This window comes from Paenarthrobacter sp. CAP02 (assembly GCF_040137855.1).
Classification (GTDB): Bacteria; Actinomycetota; Actinomycetes; order Actinomycetales; family Micrococcaceae; genus Arthrobacter.
In genome coordinates, this window is the sequence record NZ_JBEEII010000005.1 from 112,620 (window position 1) to 133,360 (window position 20,741).

A 20,741-nucleotide genomic window follows, 5' to 3' on the forward strand; every position below is an offset into this window, starting at 1 on the left:
ATTAATCCTCCGGGTTGGGGTATGCGACCACATGGCAGAAGCCGCCGGGCTGATCGAATAGTTTGGCGAGAGTGGCGGGCAGGTTCCGGAACTGGCATTCGCTGGTCAGGAACGTGTCGAACAGCGGATCTTTCAACTGGTTCGCCGCTTCCTGCAGGCGCTGTGCGTTGCTTCGCCGGTGCCTTCTTGGGAGGGCGACGGCGCCGACCTGGCTGGAGCGGATGTTGAGCCTGCGGGCGTGGAAGTCCTCACCGAGCGGGAGGGTGACTTCCTTGTCCGCGAACCAGGAGAGTTCGATGACGTCCGAGTCGTCGCCGGCCAGTTGGAGGCTCAGTTTGAGGCCTTCGTTGGACGCGGAGCAGTGGAAGACGATGTCGTTGTCGTCTTTCGCGTTGGCGGGGAGGGCAAAATCGATGCCGAGTGTTTGCGCGAGTTTTTGCTTCTCCGGGTCCGCGTCAACCATTTGCAGGCGACCGAGCGGGTACTTCCGCAGGAGTGTCGCCAGGGCGCCGCCCACCAAACCACCACCGACGACGGCGACCCGGTCACCCAGGCGCGGCCCCGCTTCCCAAAGGGCGTTGATGGCGACTTCGACGATGCCTGTGAGAACGGCACGCTTGGCCGGGACATCCTCAGGAATGACGGTGAGGTTGCTGGTGGGCACAACGTAGAGGTCTTGGTGCGGGTGGAGGCTGAATACTGTTTTGCCGATCCATTCCTCCGGGCCTTGCTCTACCGTGCCGACGCTCAGGTAGCCGTACTTCACGGGGCCAGGGAAGTCGCCTTCCTGATGCGGTGCCTGCATCAGGTCAGCCACCCGTTCCGGGACGCGGCCTTCGTGGACCACACGCTCGGTGCCCCGGCTTACGCCTGTGTAGAGGGTCCTGACCAGGGCTTCGCCTTCCTGGGGAGCTGCGATCATTTCGGTGCGCATTTCACCGTCGCCCGTCTTGGTGACCCAATAGGCGTGGGCTTGGAGTCCTGGTTCGTGTTCCTGTTCACGCGAGATAGTCATGATGCTTAGGAATCTATCGGTGTGGGGCTGCGGACGGAAGTTGGCGCGTGTTCCCGGGCCCGCGTCCGGGCCGTTTTGGGGAACCGGGCCCAACTCCGGTACCCTATTTCAGTTGGTGACGTGTCCGAGCGGCCGAAGGTGCAACACTCGAAATGTTGTTTGGTGTAAAAGCCAACGTGGGTTCAAATCCCACCGTCACCGCCAATGAGAAAGGCCCTGCTTCCCTTTGATTATGAGGGAGACGGGGCCTTTCGCTTTGTCACAGCGAACAGGGCTTCCACCATCCGAGTGCGCTCATGTGTGCGACTGAAGCGAACATGACGACGGGTGCCGGCGCTGGAGCGGGACACCGGACGGCAAAGCCGCCAGGGGCGAATCCAGACGGACCACGTCCCAGACAAGTACCTCCTTCGAGAGATCACGCTCGCCTGATCATCAGTCAAGGACCCAGAAGGACCCCGCGACTCATGGTCACGGGGTCCTTCTGTTGGCTGTCGCACGCGCTTTGCGCTTGCCATCGTCAGGTTTGATCACCTCCGGACAAGTCGGGCAGGCATTATCGTACTAATCTGTACTCCCGTGCAGTAGGGATACCCTTTCTGAGGTCTTTGGTCACAACCCGCGAAAACCAACCGAGATCGAAGTCGTATTCACTACCCACGCTGAACGATGACGCGACCGCAACCTGTGAATCGAAAGTCACGCCACGGGATATATAAATCTTTCCGCAGTTTGATGTCTCGATGAGAACGCCCGCTGTGGAGGCCGATCCTCGGGTCCCTCCTGAACTGGATTTAGCGTCTGCGGAGACTACCTTGCATCGCAAACTCTCCACAGCGATGGAATCAAGTGCTGGCATCATTAAGTAGAATGCGGTAATTGCCAGAAGTGCAATACCGGGCCACTTCCAAAACCACTTCAATTTTGCTCGGCCGGAAGGATGATCCGGACTGTTGCCTCTGGCCATCGCTTTTTTCCCTATTCTGTGCTGCGGCAGTGAACCCGAAGTTATCCCGCCAGGCGGTAGTCTCGCGCTGACGGAATCCCGTTCCCCAAATCCTTCATCACGACACGCGAGAACCAACCCAGATCGAACTCGAACACGCTGCCTTTCGTGAACGACGACGCGATCTTCTCTTCGTTTTCGAAAGTTACTCCTTGGGACACCGAGATGCTTCCGCAACTAGAAGTCTGCACTAAAACACCGGCAGTAGATGCTGACCCCCTCGATCCGGCTGAACTCGTGCGCGGCTCAGCCGAAACCACCTCGCATCGGATACTTTCCACGGCAATGGAGTCACATGCTGGAATGAGGAGAACGAAGATACCCGCGAGGAGTATGAGGACTCCTGTTACCTGCCAGAGCCTCTGAAACTTCCGCCTGGGAGCCTTGCCTTCAGAAGGCCTATTTCTCTTGGACATCGTCTTCCTGTCACACCGGTGCCTGTAACTGGATGGCGCTGGATTAAATGCATCTGACTGTTCCGCAATTGCACCGGAACGCATCGGTCTGGCGCCGTTCAAGCAGTGATGAGTATTGCCGTCGCCCGTCAGCGGGGGTCGAAGCGCCGGCCTGCCGCCTTGGACGGCATAAGCGCCAGAATCAAAACAGCCAGTCCGCCGACCATCGGAACAAGCCCAACGAACGCAAGCGGACCCGCAAGATTTGCATCATGCAAACGCCGCCAAAGCAACGACAGCTGAGGCACCACAATGGCCAGCCCCAGAACGACGACGAGAATGAAACCTGCCACCATGAGGCCTCCAGTCGGGGCGTTCACAATACCAGGAGCGGCCTCATAGAACACTTCTTTCCCGGTGGCCGGATCGAAACCCATGGATTGCACCTTAGGGTTCTGCTGAGCCCAGGCAGTGCTCGCCACGAACCCGATGGTCATCATGAGGTATGGGACCACCATCACCAGAAAAACGAAAAGCTGACTCCACCAGAACTCACTCCGCGAGGCGCGACCAGCGAACTTCGCATACTTGGCAAAGAACCGCCTCACCGACTTACCAAACGATGCGCCATATAGAGGACCAACCAGCTCGCCCGAACCTGCAACCTCCGCTACGCCTCCGCCTGCAGAATCAGCAGTCTTAATATCCATCTGTCTTCATGTCCTTCCCAGAAACTATCTATAGAAACCAACAAACAACTATCTTCCACATGCAATCGTTCTGCGCCGCAATAATCTCATCCGTAGAAGATAATTTGAATGAGCAGAACGAATAACCACGGGTCGGAAGTGGAAACCTCACGCATCTTTAGAACTGCCCGGGTGCACCGGTTAGGCACGCCTTGACTCGAGCTATCCCAGCATCGCGTCAGTCGTCAAGGCAAGCCTCCCGACCCTCAAAACTGATGAGCAGCAGCGTGCTACTCACCTAAAATATCCACTCTCATCCAGCACTATCACGGCTAGAAATGCCTGGAAGGAAATACACACCAGAATGGTAGCCGGGCCCGAAATAGAAACCAGCGCACGCGCCTGGCCACGAGTAGGATGGGTCGTCAATAGCCGTTCAGAAATCCAAAACATTAGTATACCCAGTGCGCACAATAGTAGAAGTAGGACTGCGGGAATCGATCCGCCATGATAGGCCACTTCAGCACTCAACGGAGCATTCATGAAAACAAATGTAGTAATACCAGCGCTCACCAAGAAACCAAATAGACACATGATGTCCAGGTAGTTACTTGTCTTTTTCTCCAATCGAATGCTTCCTTCCATTAGACCTCCCCGCCGACCCTCCTTTTGGCAACTCAAGCCATTTGGAGCCCGGAACACAAGTACGGTCACCAGCTGAGCGCTAACGCTCTTCTCCGGCGGTCAGTGTCAGTCCAACCAATAGGCCAAGAGGACAGCCCGTCCACAGCGCGCCCCCCGTCAAGCCAATCACCGGGATAACATTAGAAAGAGCTGCGAAGGCTAAGCTGCCTAAGATGATGGTGGCAGCAAACGACAGCGTGGCGGCGAAGTTGGATTTCCAATACGTTACACATCCAATGCCAAGGGCGCTAGCGATAAGGACAATATTGTTAGCAATCCATACGGATATTCCAAACTCTTCAGTCCTTTTCACGCACAGAACCAGCATGAGAATTCCCGGTATAATGGCGCCGGTCCAGTAATACCATTCAGGAGCGACTCGCTTGCTGGGCACATACACCCTCAACTTCGGGATCATTTAGTTCGCTTCCACAACTTATCAACAACGACATTTGTGCTCAACCCCTCGCTCCCTTCAATACTTCAGTATTCACACCCGCAGCTGCTCCGACCAGGGCCATTCCAATTGGCCCCCACCTCCTGTGAACATCAGAACCACACCCACAGCGATGGCGGCCCCGCGGCGACGTATCCAAACCCGGAAAGCGACCTCAACGAGATGCCGTCTCCACCCAAGGCCGGAAATTCACGCCACCACAAACGAAAAGAAATACTAACTCCCTAAGTAGCCACCAGCAGTGAGGATGGACTGACCCATAACCCACTGGCCAGCAAGACATGCCATGATCATCGCTGTTCCTAGAATGTAGGTCCCGATGCGAGATCCTTTTCTCATCCGGTGCGCATCGGGCTTTCTACCGGACCGCCAAAAGAGGAAGAGCACAAGAAACACAATGAGCATGGCCATCTGCATTGGAATCCCATTGCCGGAGCGATCAAACCTGCCATTGTAGGGCATTCGCGTATCCCAAGAGACGTGAGTGAATACAAACACTGCAATACCTACACAAAGCAATGCGACAATCACGCAGAGAATGTCTATATATCTACAAGCTTTCCTTCCCAATCGCAGATCTTCCTCCGTCAAATCATCCTTTGCCTCCGAATTCCCCTTTGCACCATTCTCATCATCTACCACAGTGGCGCCCCTGTTCCTTGCTTTACGACTTCATTGCACGACAAGACCTGCGCCCCGTTCCCGGTTCCGGTCCCGGTTCCGGCGGACTATCGGTTGAGGAGGCCGCGGCGGCACGTAGAATGAAGTGAGCCGTCCGCGTAATCCTTGAGGATGCATCCCACGCAGCTCGCAAGACGCGGCGCGGACTCCGAGTTCGTTTTCCGCCTTTCTAAAGAAAGCGCAGCTCCTGAGCTTGAGGGCCCCCTTCCCACTCCCATCCGGCTAGAGCTTTTGCCCCTTGGGTCTCGAAGAATCCATCGAGAGCTTGTTCTGCCACCGACGTGGGGACGTTGACGCTCCGGGGCACCCATCCAACCAAGCCCTGCTTGTCCAAGGCCACAGGGATTTCTCCGTTCTGGTGGGGCACACGGGTCAGTACACGCATGGTTGATACATCACGTTCGTCGTCAATTACGTGGACAACATATCCTTCGCTGGCGTCACCCCAGGCCTCGAAGCGCCGGTGGCCCAGAATAACGAGGAATCGACCATCACTAAGACTCTTCCATTCTCCCAGGCGTGCAAGCGCGCTCCTCTTGGCAGCGTTCACATCGGAGATGGACTCGCCCGCAACAATCCACGTGGTCGGCGAAAATTTTTCCCTCATGCCTGCACACAGGAACGCGATCTCCCTGCCCATCGAGTACCCGATAGCCATCACAGGAACACTTACCAGAGCAAGACCCCGCCACGGATCAGGCATCGCGAGCAGAAGTCCCATAGCCAGCGCAATGAGTACATATATAGCCCACCCCGGACCTCTGGCCCCAGTGAAGATCCCAACCCCGCCACTCAACAACAAGCCCAGTGCCACTACCGAAGCCGACGCTGTCACGTTCTGGCCGGGCCAGTATCCGAACAACAAAACCAACAAAAGCACCAGTAGGACAGCGGGGATCGACATCCTCAACCAAAATTCACGGGGCCCACCAGCACCACGCACTTGAGCAGACTCTCCGTTGTTCATAGAACTCCGTCACCTAATTTCCCGTAACCACAAACTTGCCTATATCCAGCCCAGATCCTGTTGTAGCGCCAAATAATGATGAACGAACAAGCGCGAGGGAGTTCGGTCCGCCGCTCATCAGCCCGGTAACAGTACTGACGTTCGTCCGCGCTGCTTGTTGGAGTGTACTGGAGACCGAGGGCCCGCCTGGCAGATGAGTCAGAGCTCCGCCGGTGAGGCCGGACCAGCCGACGTCTCCCCAACTCACCGATTCCCCGGAAATGAACTTGTCGGTGACCGTACCAGCGATCGCGCCTCCGCTTCCGAGGAGTGTAATGGCCCCGGCGGCTTGAAGAGTCGGCCTCGCGCCAGCGGCAGTCAGAGTGTAGGCGCCGTAGCCACCTGCACGCGCCAGCGTTCCACCGGCCGGCCCTGCCAAGCCTCCCACGGCACCGCTAACGGTCCCTCCGACAACAGACCCGGCTAAACCCCTCCAGCTGTCGACTCGACCACCGTGTTTGATGAGATAGGTAGCCCCGCCTCCGACAGCACCGGCGGCACCATTGACACCAGCATTCACGGCAACATAACTTCCCAGCCTGGAAACAGAGGAAGCCGTGGCAGCGGCTGCTCGTCCGGCAGCCAGTGCTCCACCGCCCAGCAAGCCGACGGCCCCCATAGCAGCCGATTGGGCCCAGTTGACCTGGCCGGTGGTTGCTTTTTGGATGACGACGTCGGCGCCAAAGCTCATCAATCCCATGCCCGCGACTTGTCCGCCGGGGACGAACATCAACACGGCCCCACCCACCACAGCGGCACCGCCGACCACGTATTCCCAGTTATCTTTCCACCAGTCTCCTGCTGCGGCGAGGGCGCCGCGGGAGGAGCCGTCGTAGGCTTTCAGGTCCGCGTCCGTGAGGGGTCGCAGGCCGGTGGGGTCGGTGGTGTTGAGGGGGTTGTTTCCGGCGTAGGCGTAGGGGTTCCCGTCCCAGCCCGCGCCGAGGACAGGGGCGAGGGGGTCGGTGGAGAGGAATCCCCGGGTGGCCGGGTCATACGCCCTGGCGCCGAGCCATTCCAGTCCCGCGATGCCGATCCCGCCACCGGCGGTCAAGGAGATCCCGGCGGGCAACACACCACCCAGCCCGGCGCCAACACCGGCACCAGCCGGCCCGGCACCGTTTGTTACCGGGCTACCTGGGGTGGGGGTGGTGGGGGTGCCGAGGACGGCCCAGGGGTCGTGTTGGTCGGTGGGGCGGGCGGCACGCCACCCGGGCGCGGTGAAAGCGTCACCGATGCCGGTGACACCGCCGGGCAGGGACAACACCTGGGTGCTGTTGGCGGCGGCGAGGGTCGGGACGGGTGCTGCGGTGTCCCACCACAACCGGGTTCCGTCCACGGCGGCGAGTTCACCGAGCGCGTCTACGTGCAACCGGTGCCGGGATACCTCGGCCCCGTCACGGTTCTTTGCGAGGGTGCCGGTGAGGTAGCCGGTGGGGCCCCAGGCGTATTCGGTCCAGGACCCGTCCGGCCCGATCACCCTGACCCGGCGCCCCAACCCGTCATACACGTACTCGGTGACAGAACCGTCAGGTTCCGTCACCGCAAGAAGCTGGCCTGCGGCGTCGTACTCAAACGTGCGGGCCCCGGCGGGGGTGGTTTCGCTCAGCAGCCGCCCACCGGCATCGTACTCCCACCCCACCACCGCAGAAGTGGTTCCTGTTTCGGTGGTGGTGACGGTGGTGAGTTGCCCGGCGGTGTCGTACCCGTACCGGGTGGTGACCCCGCCCCGGGACAGGGCAGTGATCCTGCCGCCGTCCTCACGCCCGATCAGGGTCGCGTCCGCAGACCCAGGGTCATCGGTGGTGGTGCGGGTGTGCTCGATCAGTGCCCCGTCCCGGTACACCCACGACTGCGCGTACTTCCCGGCGGTCGCCGAAACGATGCGCCCGGAGGCATCGTGGGTGAACGTGGCATCCCCGAGCAACGGATTCGACACGGCCGTGACCCTGCCGGCGGGGTCACGGGTATAGCGGGTGGTCCCGGCACCGGTGGTGAAACCGGTCCGGTTCCCGTCCCCGTCGTACTCCCACGTCAGTGTCTGGTCACCGGTGGACTTGCGGGTGAGGTGCCCGCGGCGGTCGAAGCACAGTTCGTGTTCGACCGCGTACCCGGCCCCGCCCGTATGGTCGGTGATAACGAGCCTGCGGGCGGGAAGGTCGCGTTCGATGGCGGTGACCAGGGCACCGTCCACCGAGGTGGTCGCTTCCCGCCCGGCCGTGTCATAGGTCCAGGTGGTCGTGTGCCCGTCCGGGTCCGTTTGGGAGATCTGCCGCCCGGCCGGGTCATACCTGGCGGTCGTGACACGGCCGAGCGGGTCAGTGACCGTCTCGACCTGGTCCGTGGCCGTGTACGTCCGAGTGGTGACCCCACCGGTGGGGTCCGTGATTTTTGTGAGGCGGCCGCGGGTGTCGTACTCGAACAGGGTCCTGCCACCCACCCCGTTCGTCGTGGCCACCAGTTCCCCGGCGGTGTTGTAGGTGAAGCGGCGGGTCCCGTACCAGGGATCCTGGGAGAAGGTCAGCCGCCCGCACTTGTCGTACCCATACCGGGCCGTCCCCTCCCCCGGAGTATGCCTCGCGGTCAACCGCCCACACGCGTCGTAGGCGAAAGTTTCGACCTCACCGCCCGGCAGTCTCCTCGCCCTGAGCCGCTGATCGGGGTCGTAGGACAGTTCCGTGACCGCCCCGACCGGGTCAACACTGCGGAACGGCCGGCCGCAATGGTCGTACTCAAACCGGGTCACCGCCCCGGTCGGGGAGGTGATCGAGGTGATCTTCCCGGCAGCGTCGCGGCCCAGGACCGTCAACCCGCCCTCACCATCAACCAACTCGACCGGGTTCCCCGCCGCGTCATAGCTCACCAGCTCCGCGGACCCGTCCACGGACTCCTTCTTGGTGGGGCGGCCGTACTCATCAAAACTGTAGGTATTCGTGGCGAACGCGTCGGTCAGGGACGCCGTCCCGCTGGACCGGTCCGTGACCGCGCCGGTCCGGACCCCGGTCGGATCCACCACGGCGGTGAGGGCACCGACCGTGTCGTACTCCCGCACCCAATGATGCCCGCCCGGGTCCGTGACCGAGACGAGCCGGGAGAGGTTGTCATGGGTGAACCCCCACGACGCCCCGTCCGGCAACACCGCCGCGGTGAGGTTCCCGAGCTCATCAACCACCCGTTCGATACTGCGGCCCAGCGGGTCGGTGGTGCGGGACAGTTCCCCGTTGGGGGCGTACTCGAACACCGTCCTTCCCCCATCCGGGGCAACCATCGCGGTGGTCCGGCCCGCGGTGTCATGCTCGAACGAGACCACTGCCCCGTCCGGGTCCACCCGCCGCACCAACACCCCGGCAGCGTCATAACTGAACCGTGTCTCCGCCCCCGACGGGCTCACCGCGGTAACCGGGCGCCCGGCCTGGTCCCGGATAATCCGGGCCACATCGCCGGCGGCGTTGCGGGTCGCGGTCAGGTCCCCGAAGTCGTCGTACTCGAACCCGATCGTGACCCCGACCGGGTCCGTGACCTGGGTCAGGAGCCCGTCCCGCCACTGAAGCTCGGTCCGGCCACCCAACGGATCCACCACCACCGACGGGTCCCGGGACAACTCATCAGCGTACTCATACGTCACGGTCGCACCGGACGCGGTCACCAAGGTCGTCAGGCGGTCCTGGTCGTCCCACCCATAGCTCAGGTCCGCGCCTTCCGGGGTCACGGTGCGGATCTTCCGTCCGCGGGTGTCGTAGCCGTGGACCGTGACCGCGCCGTCACGTTCAGTCAAGGACACCAGATTCGAATGCGCGTCATAGGACATGGACTGGCGCCGGTCCTCCGCATCCAGCACCCCCACCAGACGGCCCTTGGAATCAGCAACCCAGGAGTTCGACCGGGACCCGTCCTCATCCGAGACCACCGTGACCCGGCCCGGTAAATACGCGAACCGCGTCCGCCGCCCATGCTGTGTGACCTGCATGATGACCCGGCCGTGCTCGTCATACGTGTTCTCGGCCTCCACCACACCCGCAGCAGACACCACCGAGGAGATCAGCCCAGCCTCATTCCACGCATACGTGCGCGTGCCCGTCTCCGTGCCCACACTGGTCAGGCGGCCCTCGGCGTCGTACCCGTACTGGACCCGGCGCCCGTCCGATGAACGCACCACACCAACAACACCGTCGACGTAATCAAACTCCACGAACCGGCCCCGCACATGCACCAACCGGACAACCACACCCGCCCCACCATCGAGACCTTCACCGCGGTCCGCAGCAGAACCTGATGATGTGTGCCGATGGGCGGAGATGGTCCGGCCGGGTCCGGCCCCGGTCCCAAGCCATACCCCGCCGGTCGTGTAAGCCCACCAGGTGCCCTGGTTATCGGTCACGACCAACACCTCGGACACACCCGCAGGGATGGAGGTCAGCTCCGCCAGGCGCGGCGCGCCGGCCGGTTCCCGGGTCAACCAAAAGTTCTCCCCGACCGCGCGGGCCCAGCCGGTCCCCTCGCGGGGGAAGTCCACCGCCCGGCCGTCAGCCAGCACCCACCGGCACCGTTCATCGGAGAAAAGCAGGTGCTGGTCCAGCACCGACACCCACCCCGGACCAAACACCCCCGGGGTCTCCAGGCCGGAGCCCAGGGAGTTATACATCCGGGTCACCGCCAGGTCAGCTCCCGCCCCAGCGAACCCCAAATCGGTTTCGGGTTCAATGAAGTTCCCCGTGGCCGTGTTCACCGGATCATTCGCATACCCGCTGGTGGGCATCGCCCCGGCCGCCGTGGGTGGGTCAATCACCAGCCCGGTCCGGGTCCCCGAAACCCCAGCCGCGGCCAACGCCTCACCCACCGCAGCGTCCGACAGGGTCGAAACCGCGCCCTCACCACCAGCAGCAGCGAACGCGTCCGCGACCACCACCGCCCACGCCGCGTCCGCCTCATTCAACCGCAAATACTCCCGGAACGCCGTCACCACACCCGCAGCATCAATCCGACCCCAGGAACACTGCGCCGCGAACGAAGACAACTCCCCCTCCAAGGACCCCGGCACCGACACGATCCCCTCATCCAGGCCACGCGAACCCGCAGCGAAAGAACGCAACGACTCCGGACGCGCCGAGGACACACCGCCCCCGTACCCGCCGCCCGGGCCCGGGGTGTCCCGGGACCCCGAACCCGGGGACTGAGAAGGGAACGACGGCGCGCTGCCGGGCTCCATGTTCGGCCGGGCTTCCTCACCCCAAAGGTTGTCCCAGCTCTCCTCGAACCAGTTCCGGTTGTTATGCCGACGCACCCACTCGTTGTTCTGCCGACGCCGGTCATCCTCGTCCCGCGCCGCCGAAATCATCGTCCCCACATACCCGGCCACCGTCCGCAACGCCGCGGCCAGGGACTCCGCGTCCCGTGACGCCGTGGCCGCATTGGCCGCGAACACCTCCGAAAAATGCCCCCGGAAATCCTCCCCCGCCCCTGTCACCAACGGGCCCCGCGAACCCGAGTGCTCCAAAACCCGCGACGCTGCGGACTCAAAAGCACCCTTCACCGACTCAGCAACCCCATACACAAACCGGCCACCATGACCAGCCCCGGAATCCGGCAACAACGGCATCTCAACGAACTCGGTCACAACCACAGCCCCCCACAGAACAAGAACGCGAACACAACCAACAAACCCACCAAAACCAGCACAACAACCACACAGCGCAACGGCCAGGTGACCGTGCCGCACCCTCAGCGCAGCACGATCACCCGGCCCCCACTCTCACACCAACAAGAACAGCTACGCCCCGCCACCAGCAGAGAAAATATCCTGCGAAATCTTCTGCAACTGACCCCGCAACTGCTCCAGCTCTTCCTTGGCCTTATCCAACGCAGCCTTCGTCTCCGGCCACGTCGAACCACGGAACTCAGCAGCCAACGGACCATCCCACACATTCGGATCCGACAACACACGACCCTGCGCATCCAACGCCGAAATCTGATCCGTAAAACCACCAGTAATAATCGACTGCACCTGACCAATAGCAGCCTTGGCCTGCTCAGTAGACAACACACGCGACATAGAACTTCCCTCCCAATAAGAACAATCGCAACACCCAAGCCAAAAAACCCAGGCAACCGAACGCCCCTTAAACTACCAACACCTTCCAATAAATCCAACAAACAGACAAACAACCTGTGGAAAACAACAGAGACCCGTGACCTGCAGTGATGACCAAAAAGCCCCATTACTCCATTCGTCAGCGCAACCCCGTATGATACTCAAGGCACCGTGAACGGAATGAGGGGGACGATCCATGCCCAGGCAGGCTAGTTTTAACCAGTACAACCCGGGGCGTCGCATCCCACCGGGTCGCGCTCTTGGCATCGCGTTGGTTGCCCTGGGAATGATCGCGACAACATCATGCACGCCGGCGCCCAAGCCGGAGCCGGTAGAGAACCCCGTCAAGCTCCTGCAGAGCGTCCGCGTAGGCCTGTCCTCGGCCGCCGGAGTGCACACGGTAGAAGGCACCACCATCTCGGTCTCTGCGACGGGGGAATCCTCCGCGGAGAACGCCACTTATGACGCCGCCCAAGTAGTGGGCGAACTGCCGGTCCGTGTGAGCCTGCAATACCGCGCCGGCGAGAAGTCGGGCTCCGACCTCGCCGAGCTCAAGGGCCACACCGGTCCGGTGGAGATCAATCTGACGCTCGAGAACCTCACCGTCAAGCCACAGACCATCCAGTACGACGCCGCAGGCCAGGCCCGTTCCGACACCGCCCTGGTGGGCGCTCCACTGACCGTCGCCGCATCGACGAAACTGCCGGGCCTCCGGGCGGATGACGTCACTCCGGGCTCTGCCGATGGCACCACAGGAACCAACGGTGTCCTGAGCAGCACCGAGGATGGCGCCACCGTCGTCCAATGGGCCACGGTCCTCGCTCCCCCACGCTCCGGTGCCAGCACCACGCTGCGTCTCGCCGCGGACGTGAAAGACTTCCAGGTTCCCGAAATCGACGTTGCCGTGCAGCCGGGCCTGAACACGGACCTCAGTGCCAACGGAGTACTTGCCAGCGCGTTTTCCTCGGGTTCGGGTTCGGAGATGGAACTTCAACGGCGCACCATCTCGGTGGTATCGGACGTCAACACGGTCCTGGCGAAGGCCGGATCCACCATCACCGAGGTCCGTCGCAACCTGCAGGCAACGTCCCAAACCCTCGGAGCCAAGACAGCGGGCGAGCTCCGCGACAACTCACAGGCCCTGGCCGGGACAATGAAGGACCTGAAGCAGCAACTGAAGGTTCTGGGCTCGGACCTTGAGGCATCAACAAACGCCACCCAGTCCACCACCATGTCCCAGCTGAAGCTGACGGTCTCTGCCGTGGACGCGATGCTTGGCGACACCTCCGCCACACCCCCGGTAGCTCCCATCACCGGTGACGGTTGCACCGCTGAAGTGGCCAAAGCGGCGCCCGCGGCCACGGTGTACTCCAGCGTCCTCACCATGTCTTCACAGCTGGATGCCTACGCAAAAGTCAGCGCAAGTTGCCGGGACACCGTAGCCAGCGCCCTCAAAGCCACCATGGGTCCCGAAAACCCGAGCCAAGCGGAGTGCGCAGCACAGGGTTCCATGACTTGTTCACTCTACGGTTCGGCCGTGACTGTTACCGGTGCGCTTCTGGGTTTGGTGCAGAAGGGCGACGAACTCGTTTCCGGCCTTCAGCCGCAGGTCATTGAAGGTGCGATCAAAGACCAGGCGAGTTCCGCCGTCGCACTTGAAAAGGTGCGCACCGACCTCGGTGCGATGCTTGACGGCTCTGGAACGTCCGAGGATTACAGCAAGGCACTCGCGGCGCTGGAGGCGGCGATCAAGTCGTCCACTGACTCTGCAACCGCGACCCGTAAAGCCGCCACAGCGGCCCAAAACAGCGTTGATACCCTCAGGCAAAAATTGCTCGCCATCGCCACGCGTGCCAAGGCGGCCAAGGGCGAATTGGGCCAGGGATCGTGGCTGAACGGCTCCATGCTCCAGCAGAACCAGAAACTGGCTGATGAACTCTGCAAGCTGTCTGACAACGGCCTCATCCCCGGCAAGGGCAAGCTCTCTGCCAAGGACGTTGAGCGCCTGCGCTCCTACCTGACTTCGGTTCCCTGCGAACCGACCGATGCAAACGGCAATCCTTCACCCCAGCTGAACACGCCCCCGGGCTTCAAGGAACCCCTTGACGTCCGGCTGGAGGGCCAGTCAGCTGCCTGGGACGAAGTCCTTGCAGCCACCGATACCACCGCTGCTGACCAGGCGATTGGCCAGGCATTCACAGCCCTGGGGACCACTTTCGACGATGCCGATACCAAGCTCGAAGCGGTTAGGTCAGCAGTCAAAACGCTCGACGGCGCCGCAACCGGAAGCGTCAACGGCACCAAAAAGGGACTTGAGTCCCTGGATGCTGCCCTCGCCAAAGCGATCGACTCCTCCGGCTCCGTGACAACGGCGCTTGCCAAGTTGAAAGAGCAGCAGGACATGCTCGGCGACAAGATCAAAGAGTCACTCCGCGACGTTTCGGCTGAAACCGCCGCAGAGGTCTACAAAACCGTGGGCGAACAAGTGCGCCAGGTTGCCGAAATCGGAGACGCCAGCTCCGAGGCCGTCACGACCGCCTTCAACCGGTCCATTTCAGGGCTGAAGACCACCTCGGATGACGTTGTGAAGGATGCCGAGGGAACCGTCAACAAACAGCGGGACGAGTTGTTGGGACAGAGCGGTGAACTCGCGGCCGCGGTGTCCAAGAGCACCCAGGCTTCCTTGGACAACATCGCCTCCAGCACGGCAGGCTCCACCCGGGACGTTGAAGGCGCCAGCGCCCTTCTGGCGTCCAGCCTCAACAAAGTGATGCTGGATCTTGGCGACCGCTCCGTGAACGGATCAGGTTTGCTCGGCTCCATGGCCACCAGTGCGGCGAAAGCGGACACCGCCGACTTCCAGTTGGCTTTGGCCTCCCAAAACGCAGAAGGCTACGCCAACATCCGTTCACGCGATGTCGCGGGCCTCCTGCTTCGGCAGGCACAGTTCAAAGCCTCTCTCACTGCCATGGACGAACTGCCACCGTTCAAGCTCGAAGTTCCCGAAGGTGCGACCTCCCAAACCCTGTACACACTGAAGATCGGCGGCGCGGCATGACCCCCCGGAACCGTCTCCTCGCCCTGATCGCTGCGGGAGTCGCCGTCGTGGTTGCTGCCGCCGTGGTCCTGGCCCTGACGCTGAACCGCCCGGCGGAGGCGCCGCGGCCCGATCCCGTTGCCGCCACGGTTCCCGTAGCGCTGAAGGCTGACGGCCTGCCGTCAGACTTTTCGATCGGCGTCGTCATGACCTTCGGCCAGTCCGGCGAGCCCGGCACCGAATACAACCGCGCAGCGCAGGGCGCGGTGGTTGCAGCTCAGCGTTTCGGCCAAAGTGGCGCAAAAGTCGTCCTTCCAACCCAGAATGACCGCGGCACGGAGGACGGCGCCCGCGCCGCCGTCGCGGCGTTGGCGGATCAGGGAGTATCCGGCGTCGTCGTGGCGGGCACAGGTCCGCAGGCCGTTGCGGCTGCAAAAGCGGCCGAGGAGCGGGGTGTCCCGGTGATCCTGCCGTACGCACAGCCGTCCGAACCGGGACAAACAACCTGGACCACCGCGCCGACAGCAGCCTCGGTGGAGGGCGCCCTCCAAAAAGCCCTGAACGGCAAGAACCGGGTGTTGTTGGTCAACGACGGCGGAGCGGCCCCCGCGTCCGTCGCCGTCGCCGACACACTGGCACTTGAGGGCTTCCCCGACGTGGCTGGCCTGGCCCAGGAAGCGGCGATCCGTACAGGTGACCAGCTCCGTCCGCCGTCGAAGGATGCGCCGGCAGGCGCTGAAGGCATCCGGACAGCCAACCCGGCAGACGCCGTCGTCGTGTCAGCGGCAACGCCGCAGCGTTTGGCGAAGCTGGTCCAGGCCCTGCAGTCACGTGATGTGTCAGTGCCGCTGGTGCTTCCCGACGGCGCCACCAGCCCCGCGTTCGCGTCCTCGCTTTCCGAGCTGGACGGCACAGCTTCCGGTCAGCTGATCGGCGTAGCTGCACCGACGGGCGACGCAATCGCCCTCCAGCAGGACGCGCAGGGACGCGGAATGTCCGCTTTCCTTTCCGGCATCAGGTTGGCCACAGGGAATCCGGAGATCAAGAACCTGACGGACGACAACCCGTTCTCTGCAGACGCCTGGGCCGCTGATGCGCGCAGCCATGACGCGATCGTGGCCCTGGTCCGGGCAGGTGCACTGGCCGGGAGCAAGGAACCGTCGAAGGTCGCAGCGTCGCTGCGCACCCTGTCCTTCGGTCCCGGGGAAGGCCTTGCCGGACCGGACCTGGACTTCACGCGATCGCAGGCGCTGGCCGCTGAAGCAACTCCGGTCTATGCCTCTCCTCAGGATCTGGGTCTTCGTCCGGCGGACGAGAAGGCGCCGCGGCTCGTCTGGGTACCGGCACCAGCCAACCCTTAACCAACCACTACAGTAGGAGCTCCCGGTGCGTGTGCTGATCGACCTGGACGACCGTCGATTCGAGTGCGAGGTTGCCCGTGCCGCGCCCGCCACCACGTTGTCCGACCTCGTGGAGGCCGCCGGCGGACCACGGGTTGCTCCTGATGAGCCGGTGTTTGTCAACGAAACAGAGGTGCGTGGGGCGACGCCGCTGTCCGAGCTGATTCTGCTGGAAGGCAGTCGGATCTCCCGTGCGCCGTGGCCGGTGCCGCAGCGTGTCCGCGGTTGGACCCTGACGCTGGCCGGCGGTCAGCGGACGGGAGGCGTGGTGGACGTTCCCCGGAACCGGGACATGCTGATCGGCAGGTCGCCCCACGCTGACCTGAGTCTCCCCACCGAAAGCGCGTCGTGGGATCACTTCCGGATCCACCGCGAGGAAGATGACGCGCTTCGTGTGCTGGATGGCGGCTCCACCAACGGCACATTGGTCAATGGGGAACCTGTAGGCGAGGACGGAGTCCTTGTCACGCAAACGGCCACGATCACGGCAGGCGGAACGGTCCTGCTCCTCCGCCCGGCGTTGGAAGAGACGCCTGCTCCCGCCCCCGGCAGCCTGCATAACCTGACACCCGCATCAACGGCCCCCTTCAACAGGCCACCGCGCCCCGGGCGCGCACCGGCCGGCGATCCGTTGGTTCCCCCGGCCCGCAAGGACGTACCGCCGGCGAACAAATTCAGTTACATCACTGTGCTGGCTCCGTTGGTCATGGCGGTCGCGATGGTCATGATCCTCAGGGACATGCGCTTCGCCATGTTTGCAATGCTCAGCCCGGTGATGGCGGTGGGCATGTGGTTTGAGCAAAAGCGCCGCCACGCCCGCGGCCTCAAGGACGAGGCAGAGCGTTTCGATGGTGCGCTCAAGGAATTTGATCAGCAGATCCGTAAAGCCGCAGAAGTGGAAACTGCACGACGCCACCGGATGGTCCCCGATCCTGCCACAGTGGTCCGGCGTCCGGCCCTTCCGGCCACGTCTCTGTGGCAGCGACGTGCCGACTCAGACGACTTCCTGGCCTTGCATGCAGGTACGGGTGATGTGCCGTGGAAGCCGGACGTTGATCGGGCCGCGGGCTCCCGCCCGGACGAAAAAGTCAAGGAAACTCTCTCGGCAGCAAGACTTTTGGCCGCCCCTGTCCTGGTGGACCTGACCGACGCCGGCGTGGTGGGCATTGTTGGTTCACGGGAGGGAGCATTGGCACTGGCCCGCTCCCTGGTGGCCCAGGCCGCGGTGCATGTTGGTCCGGCAGACCTGACCATAGGTGTGTTCTGCGACGCCGGGCGGGCCGATGAATGGGAATGGGCGTCCTGGCTCCCGCACACACGCCAAACAGGCAGCAGCACCGGCGAGCGCTGGATGTCAGCGCATCGTGAAACCAGCCTTGCCATGTTGCGGACACTCAAGGATTCCGTGGAGGAACTGCCCACCCCGGCGCTCATGGTGGTCCTGGATTCCGATGTGCTGACCGAGGGCAGGGATGCTCCGGCCCGTGCGTTGCTCGGCATGGGCCGCTCCGTTCCCGGCGGCCACGTCAACCCGCAGAAGCGCCCACCCCGCGTGGCTGGAATCGTCATCGCGACATCAGAGGAGCAACTGCCTGCCTCCTGCACCACCATCATCAGGGTAGGTGCCGACGCCGCCGCAACGGTGGACCAGCCCGAGGACCTGACCCGCGTGGAGGACGTCATCCTGGCGGGCCTCGACCAGGAAGAGGCCCTGCGATGCGCTACCCGCCTGGCACATTTTGACGACCCCGAGCTCAGCGTCCCCGGCGCCTCCCTGCCCTCGTTGGTTCGGCTGCCCGGGCTCTTGGGCTACGAACGCCCCGACGCAGCCACGGTGCGCCGTTTATGGCAGGCACCCTCGGGCGTTTCCACACCTATCGGCACCGGGGAAAACGGGCCCCTGACCCTGGACCTCGTCAAAGACGGCCCGCACGGTCTGGTGGGCGGCACCACCGGCTCCGGCAAATCCGAATTCCTGCGCTCCCTTGTAGCCGGTCTCGCCGCCCGCAACGATCCAACCCGATTGAACTTCATCCTGGTCGACTTCAAGGGTGGCGCCGCTTTCAAAGCCTGCGAACGCCTGCCCCACACCATCGGAACCATCTCCAACCTGGATGAGCAACTCGCAGACCGGGCCCTGATCGCCTTGGAAGCGGAGATGGAGCGCCGCCAACGGGTTTTTGCGGAGGCAGGCGAGGGGATCGATAACCTCAGTGCCTACCTGGCGACGAACCCGGCCGAGCCGATGCCCCGCCTACTGCTGGTAGTCGATGAGTTCGCGATGCTGGCCAAGGAATTCCCGGATGTGCTCACTGCGCTTGTCAGCATTGGCGCAGTGGGCCGCACCTTGGGCGTCCACATGATCCTGGCCACCCAGCGACCGGCCGGTGTGGTGAGCGATGACATCCTCGCCAACACCAACCTCCGCGTGGCGTTGCGTGTCCAGAGCCGCGATGACTCCAACAACGTCATCGGAGTACCCGCCGCGTCCGCCATTGGCCGGGCACAGATGGGGCGCGCCTTCGTGAAGCTTGGCCAGGACGACATCACGCCCGTCCAGACCGCACTGGTCACCGGACAGGCGCAGCTCGACGGCGGTCCCGCCGTCGACGTCCGGGACATCCGGCAGTTCGGCGTCCCCGCGCCCGCACCGGCACTTGCCCGGTCCGCTGCTGCGGACGAGAACGACCTGGACCTCCTCATCGACGCCGTTGTAGAAGCGAACGCTGAGGCCGGCTACGCCCCTCCCCGACAGGTCTGGCCGGAGGCATTGGGCGAACGCGTTGAGCTGGAAGGTTTTATGGCGGACACCGCTGCTGCAGGGACTGGAACCGTTGACCTTCCAAGGGTCGGCCAGGTGCAAGGGTCCAGCGTCCTGGTCACCCTTCTGGATGAGCCGGAGCTGCAGCGTCAGTCCGCGGCCGGGTGGGACATGTCCGTTGGGAATTTGATGCTGATGGGCGTTGCCGGCTCCGGGACCAGCACCACCCTCGCGTCCATCGCCCTTGCCCTTGCCAAGGACGCCGATCCGGCAGATCTCGACCTGATGATCCTGGACATGGGATCCGGGGACCTCGAATCACTGAAGCGCCTGCCCCACGCGGTGGCATATGTGGGAACCGGCGCCGGTGCCAAGGAGCAACAAGCGCGCTTCCTGCGGCACCTGAACACTGAATTGGAGAGCCGAAGGGCAGCGCCGGGTACGCATCGCCGGACCGTGGTGCTGATTGACGGCCTGGCATCCTTGCGCGATGAGTTCCAGGACTTTGAAGGGCAGCAGCTCCTGGGCCTGTTGTACCGGGCGTACGCGAACGGGCCGGCCCTGGGGTTGTCCTTTGCTGTGACCACTACCCGAGCCAAGGCTGTTCCCTCTGTCATGAACGAGGTCACCCTGCAGAAGTGGCTGTTCCGGCTCGCCGACAACTACGACTACTCCTCGCTGGGCGTCCGGACGAAGAACGTTCCCGCAGCGCTCCCCGGACGGTGCGTGGACCCTCGTACGTCCTTGCAAATGCATGTCGCAACGCCCGAAATCGGCCTGGAGGCGGCCGTGGACCGTGTGCGGCAGATCTGGGGGGACGCACCCGCCAAGACCACGGCCATCAGGAGCCTGCCCACCGACGTCACCATGGCCGATCTGGGCGTGAAACCACAACTCGAAACTGAGCCTTGGCACATCCCGGTGGGAATCCGCGAAACGGACCTGGCCCCTGCCTTCCTGGAAATCTACGAGGGAGAGCATGCCATGATCGCCGGACCGGCCCGTTCGGGAAAATCCACCCTGCTCCTCGCCTTGGCCGATGCTGTCCGAGGCGCGGCCACCTCCCGGGGACCCGCGCAGGTCTGGGCTATCTGCGACCGCCGCTCACCGTTGGCCAGTGCTGACCTGGACCGTACAGCCGTGGGGACGGACGAGATTCCGGCGTTGCTGGCTTCCCTGCGGATCGAGCGCGCCCCTGTGTTTTTGTTGATCGACGACGCCGAGCGGTTCGAGGACACCGATCAGTCCATCGCGGGAATCGTGGCCTCCGGACCTCCGGGACTCTGCATCATTGCTTCAGGTCGTGCCGCTGACCTCCGCGGACTGTACAGCCACTGGACCAAGTCCATCCGCAAGTCCCGGCTGGGCGTGCTTCTCCAGCCGGACGTCAATTACGACGGCGAACTGCTGGGTGCCACTCTTCCGCGAAAGGCGCCCGTAGCATTGACCGCCGGACGCGGGTACTTAGGGGTGGGCGGGCAGATGTCGCTGATCCAATCAATAAGCCCGGGCAGCTAGGGAGGGT

General features: G+C 63.1%; 10 protein-coding genes and 1 tRNA gene. 4 read left to right on the forward strand and 7 right to left on the reverse strand.

The window, feature by feature from the left end; genetic code table 11:
- Position 1: 1 nt before the first annotated feature.
- Positions 2–1,015, reverse strand: a complete 1,014-nt coding sequence (locus tag ABHM97_RS10445) for a zinc-dependent alcohol dehydrogenase (protein ID WP_349470611.1) — start codon at positions 1,013–1,015, stop codon at positions 2–4.
- Between the two features lie 114 nt (positions 1,016–1,129).
- Between ABHM97_RS10445 and ABHM97_RS10450 the strand changes: the two genes are divergently transcribed.
- Positions 1,130–1,219 (forward strand) — tRNA-Ser (locus tag ABHM97_RS10450).
- Between the two features lie 1,346 nt (positions 1,220–2,565).
- Here the strand turns inward: ABHM97_RS10450 and ABHM97_RS10455 are convergent.
- From ABHM97_RS10455 to ABHM97_RS10480, 6 genes are all read right to left on the reverse strand, one after another.
- Positions 2,566–3,126: a DUF805 domain-containing protein gene (locus tag ABHM97_RS10455; protein ID WP_349470612.1), complete on the reverse strand. Its 561-nt coding sequence runs from the start codon at positions 3,124–3,126 to the stop codon at positions 2,566–2,568.
- Between the two features lie 273 nt (positions 3,127–3,399).
- A complete protein-coding gene (locus ABHM97_RS10460) occupies positions 3,400–3,750 on the reverse strand; it encodes a hypothetical protein (RefSeq protein ID WP_235519960.1) in 351 nt (116 codons plus the stop codon).
- 79 nt (positions 3,751–3,829) lie between these two features.
- Positions 3,830–4,207, reverse strand: a complete 378-nt coding sequence (locus ABHM97_RS10465; RefSeq protein ID WP_235519959.1) for a hypothetical protein — start codon at positions 4,205–4,207, stop codon at positions 3,830–3,832.
- An 889-nt stretch (positions 4,208–5,096) separates the two neighbouring features.
- Positions 5,097–5,831 (reverse strand): hypothetical protein, encoded by a 735-nt coding sequence (locus ABHM97_RS10470; RefSeq protein WP_349470613.1) that lies wholly within the window; start codon positions 5,829–5,831, stop codon positions 5,097–5,099.
- A 76-nt stretch (positions 5,832–5,907) separates the two neighbouring features.
- Entirely contained in the window at positions 5,908–11,544 is a 5,637-nt protein-coding gene (locus tag ABHM97_RS10475) for a DUF6531 domain-containing protein (protein WP_349470614.1), read from the reverse strand.
- A 153-nt stretch (positions 11,545–11,697) separates the two neighbouring features.
- Positions 11,698–11,979 (reverse strand): hypothetical protein, encoded by a 282-nt coding sequence (locus ABHM97_RS10480; protein ID WP_026547649.1) that lies wholly within the window; start codon positions 11,977–11,979, stop codon positions 11,698–11,700.
- Between the two features lie 235 nt (positions 11,980–12,214).
- Between ABHM97_RS10480 and ABHM97_RS10485 the strand changes: the two genes are divergently transcribed.
- The 3 genes from ABHM97_RS10485 to ABHM97_RS10495 are packed head-to-tail and all read left to right on the forward strand — an operon-like array spanning position 12,215 to position 20,734.
- Positions 12,215–15,076: a hypothetical protein gene (locus ABHM97_RS10485; protein WP_349470615.1), complete on the forward strand. Its 2,862-nt coding sequence runs from the start codon at positions 12,215–12,217 to the stop codon at positions 15,074–15,076.
- Positions 15,073–16,416, forward strand: a complete 1,344-nt coding sequence (locus tag ABHM97_RS10490) for a type 1 periplasmic-binding domain-containing protein (protein WP_349470616.1) — start codon at positions 15,073–15,075, stop codon at positions 16,414–16,416. The genes ABHM97_RS10485 and ABHM97_RS10490 overlap by 4 nt, the downstream gene beginning before the upstream one ends.
- A 25-nt stretch (positions 16,417–16,441) precedes the next feature.
- Positions 16,442–20,734, forward strand: coding sequence for a type VII secretion EssC family protein (locus ABHM97_RS10495; protein ID WP_349470617.1), 4,293 nt, complete (start codon positions 16,442–16,444; stop codon positions 20,732–20,734).
- Positions 20,735–20,741 lie beyond the last annotated feature (7 nt).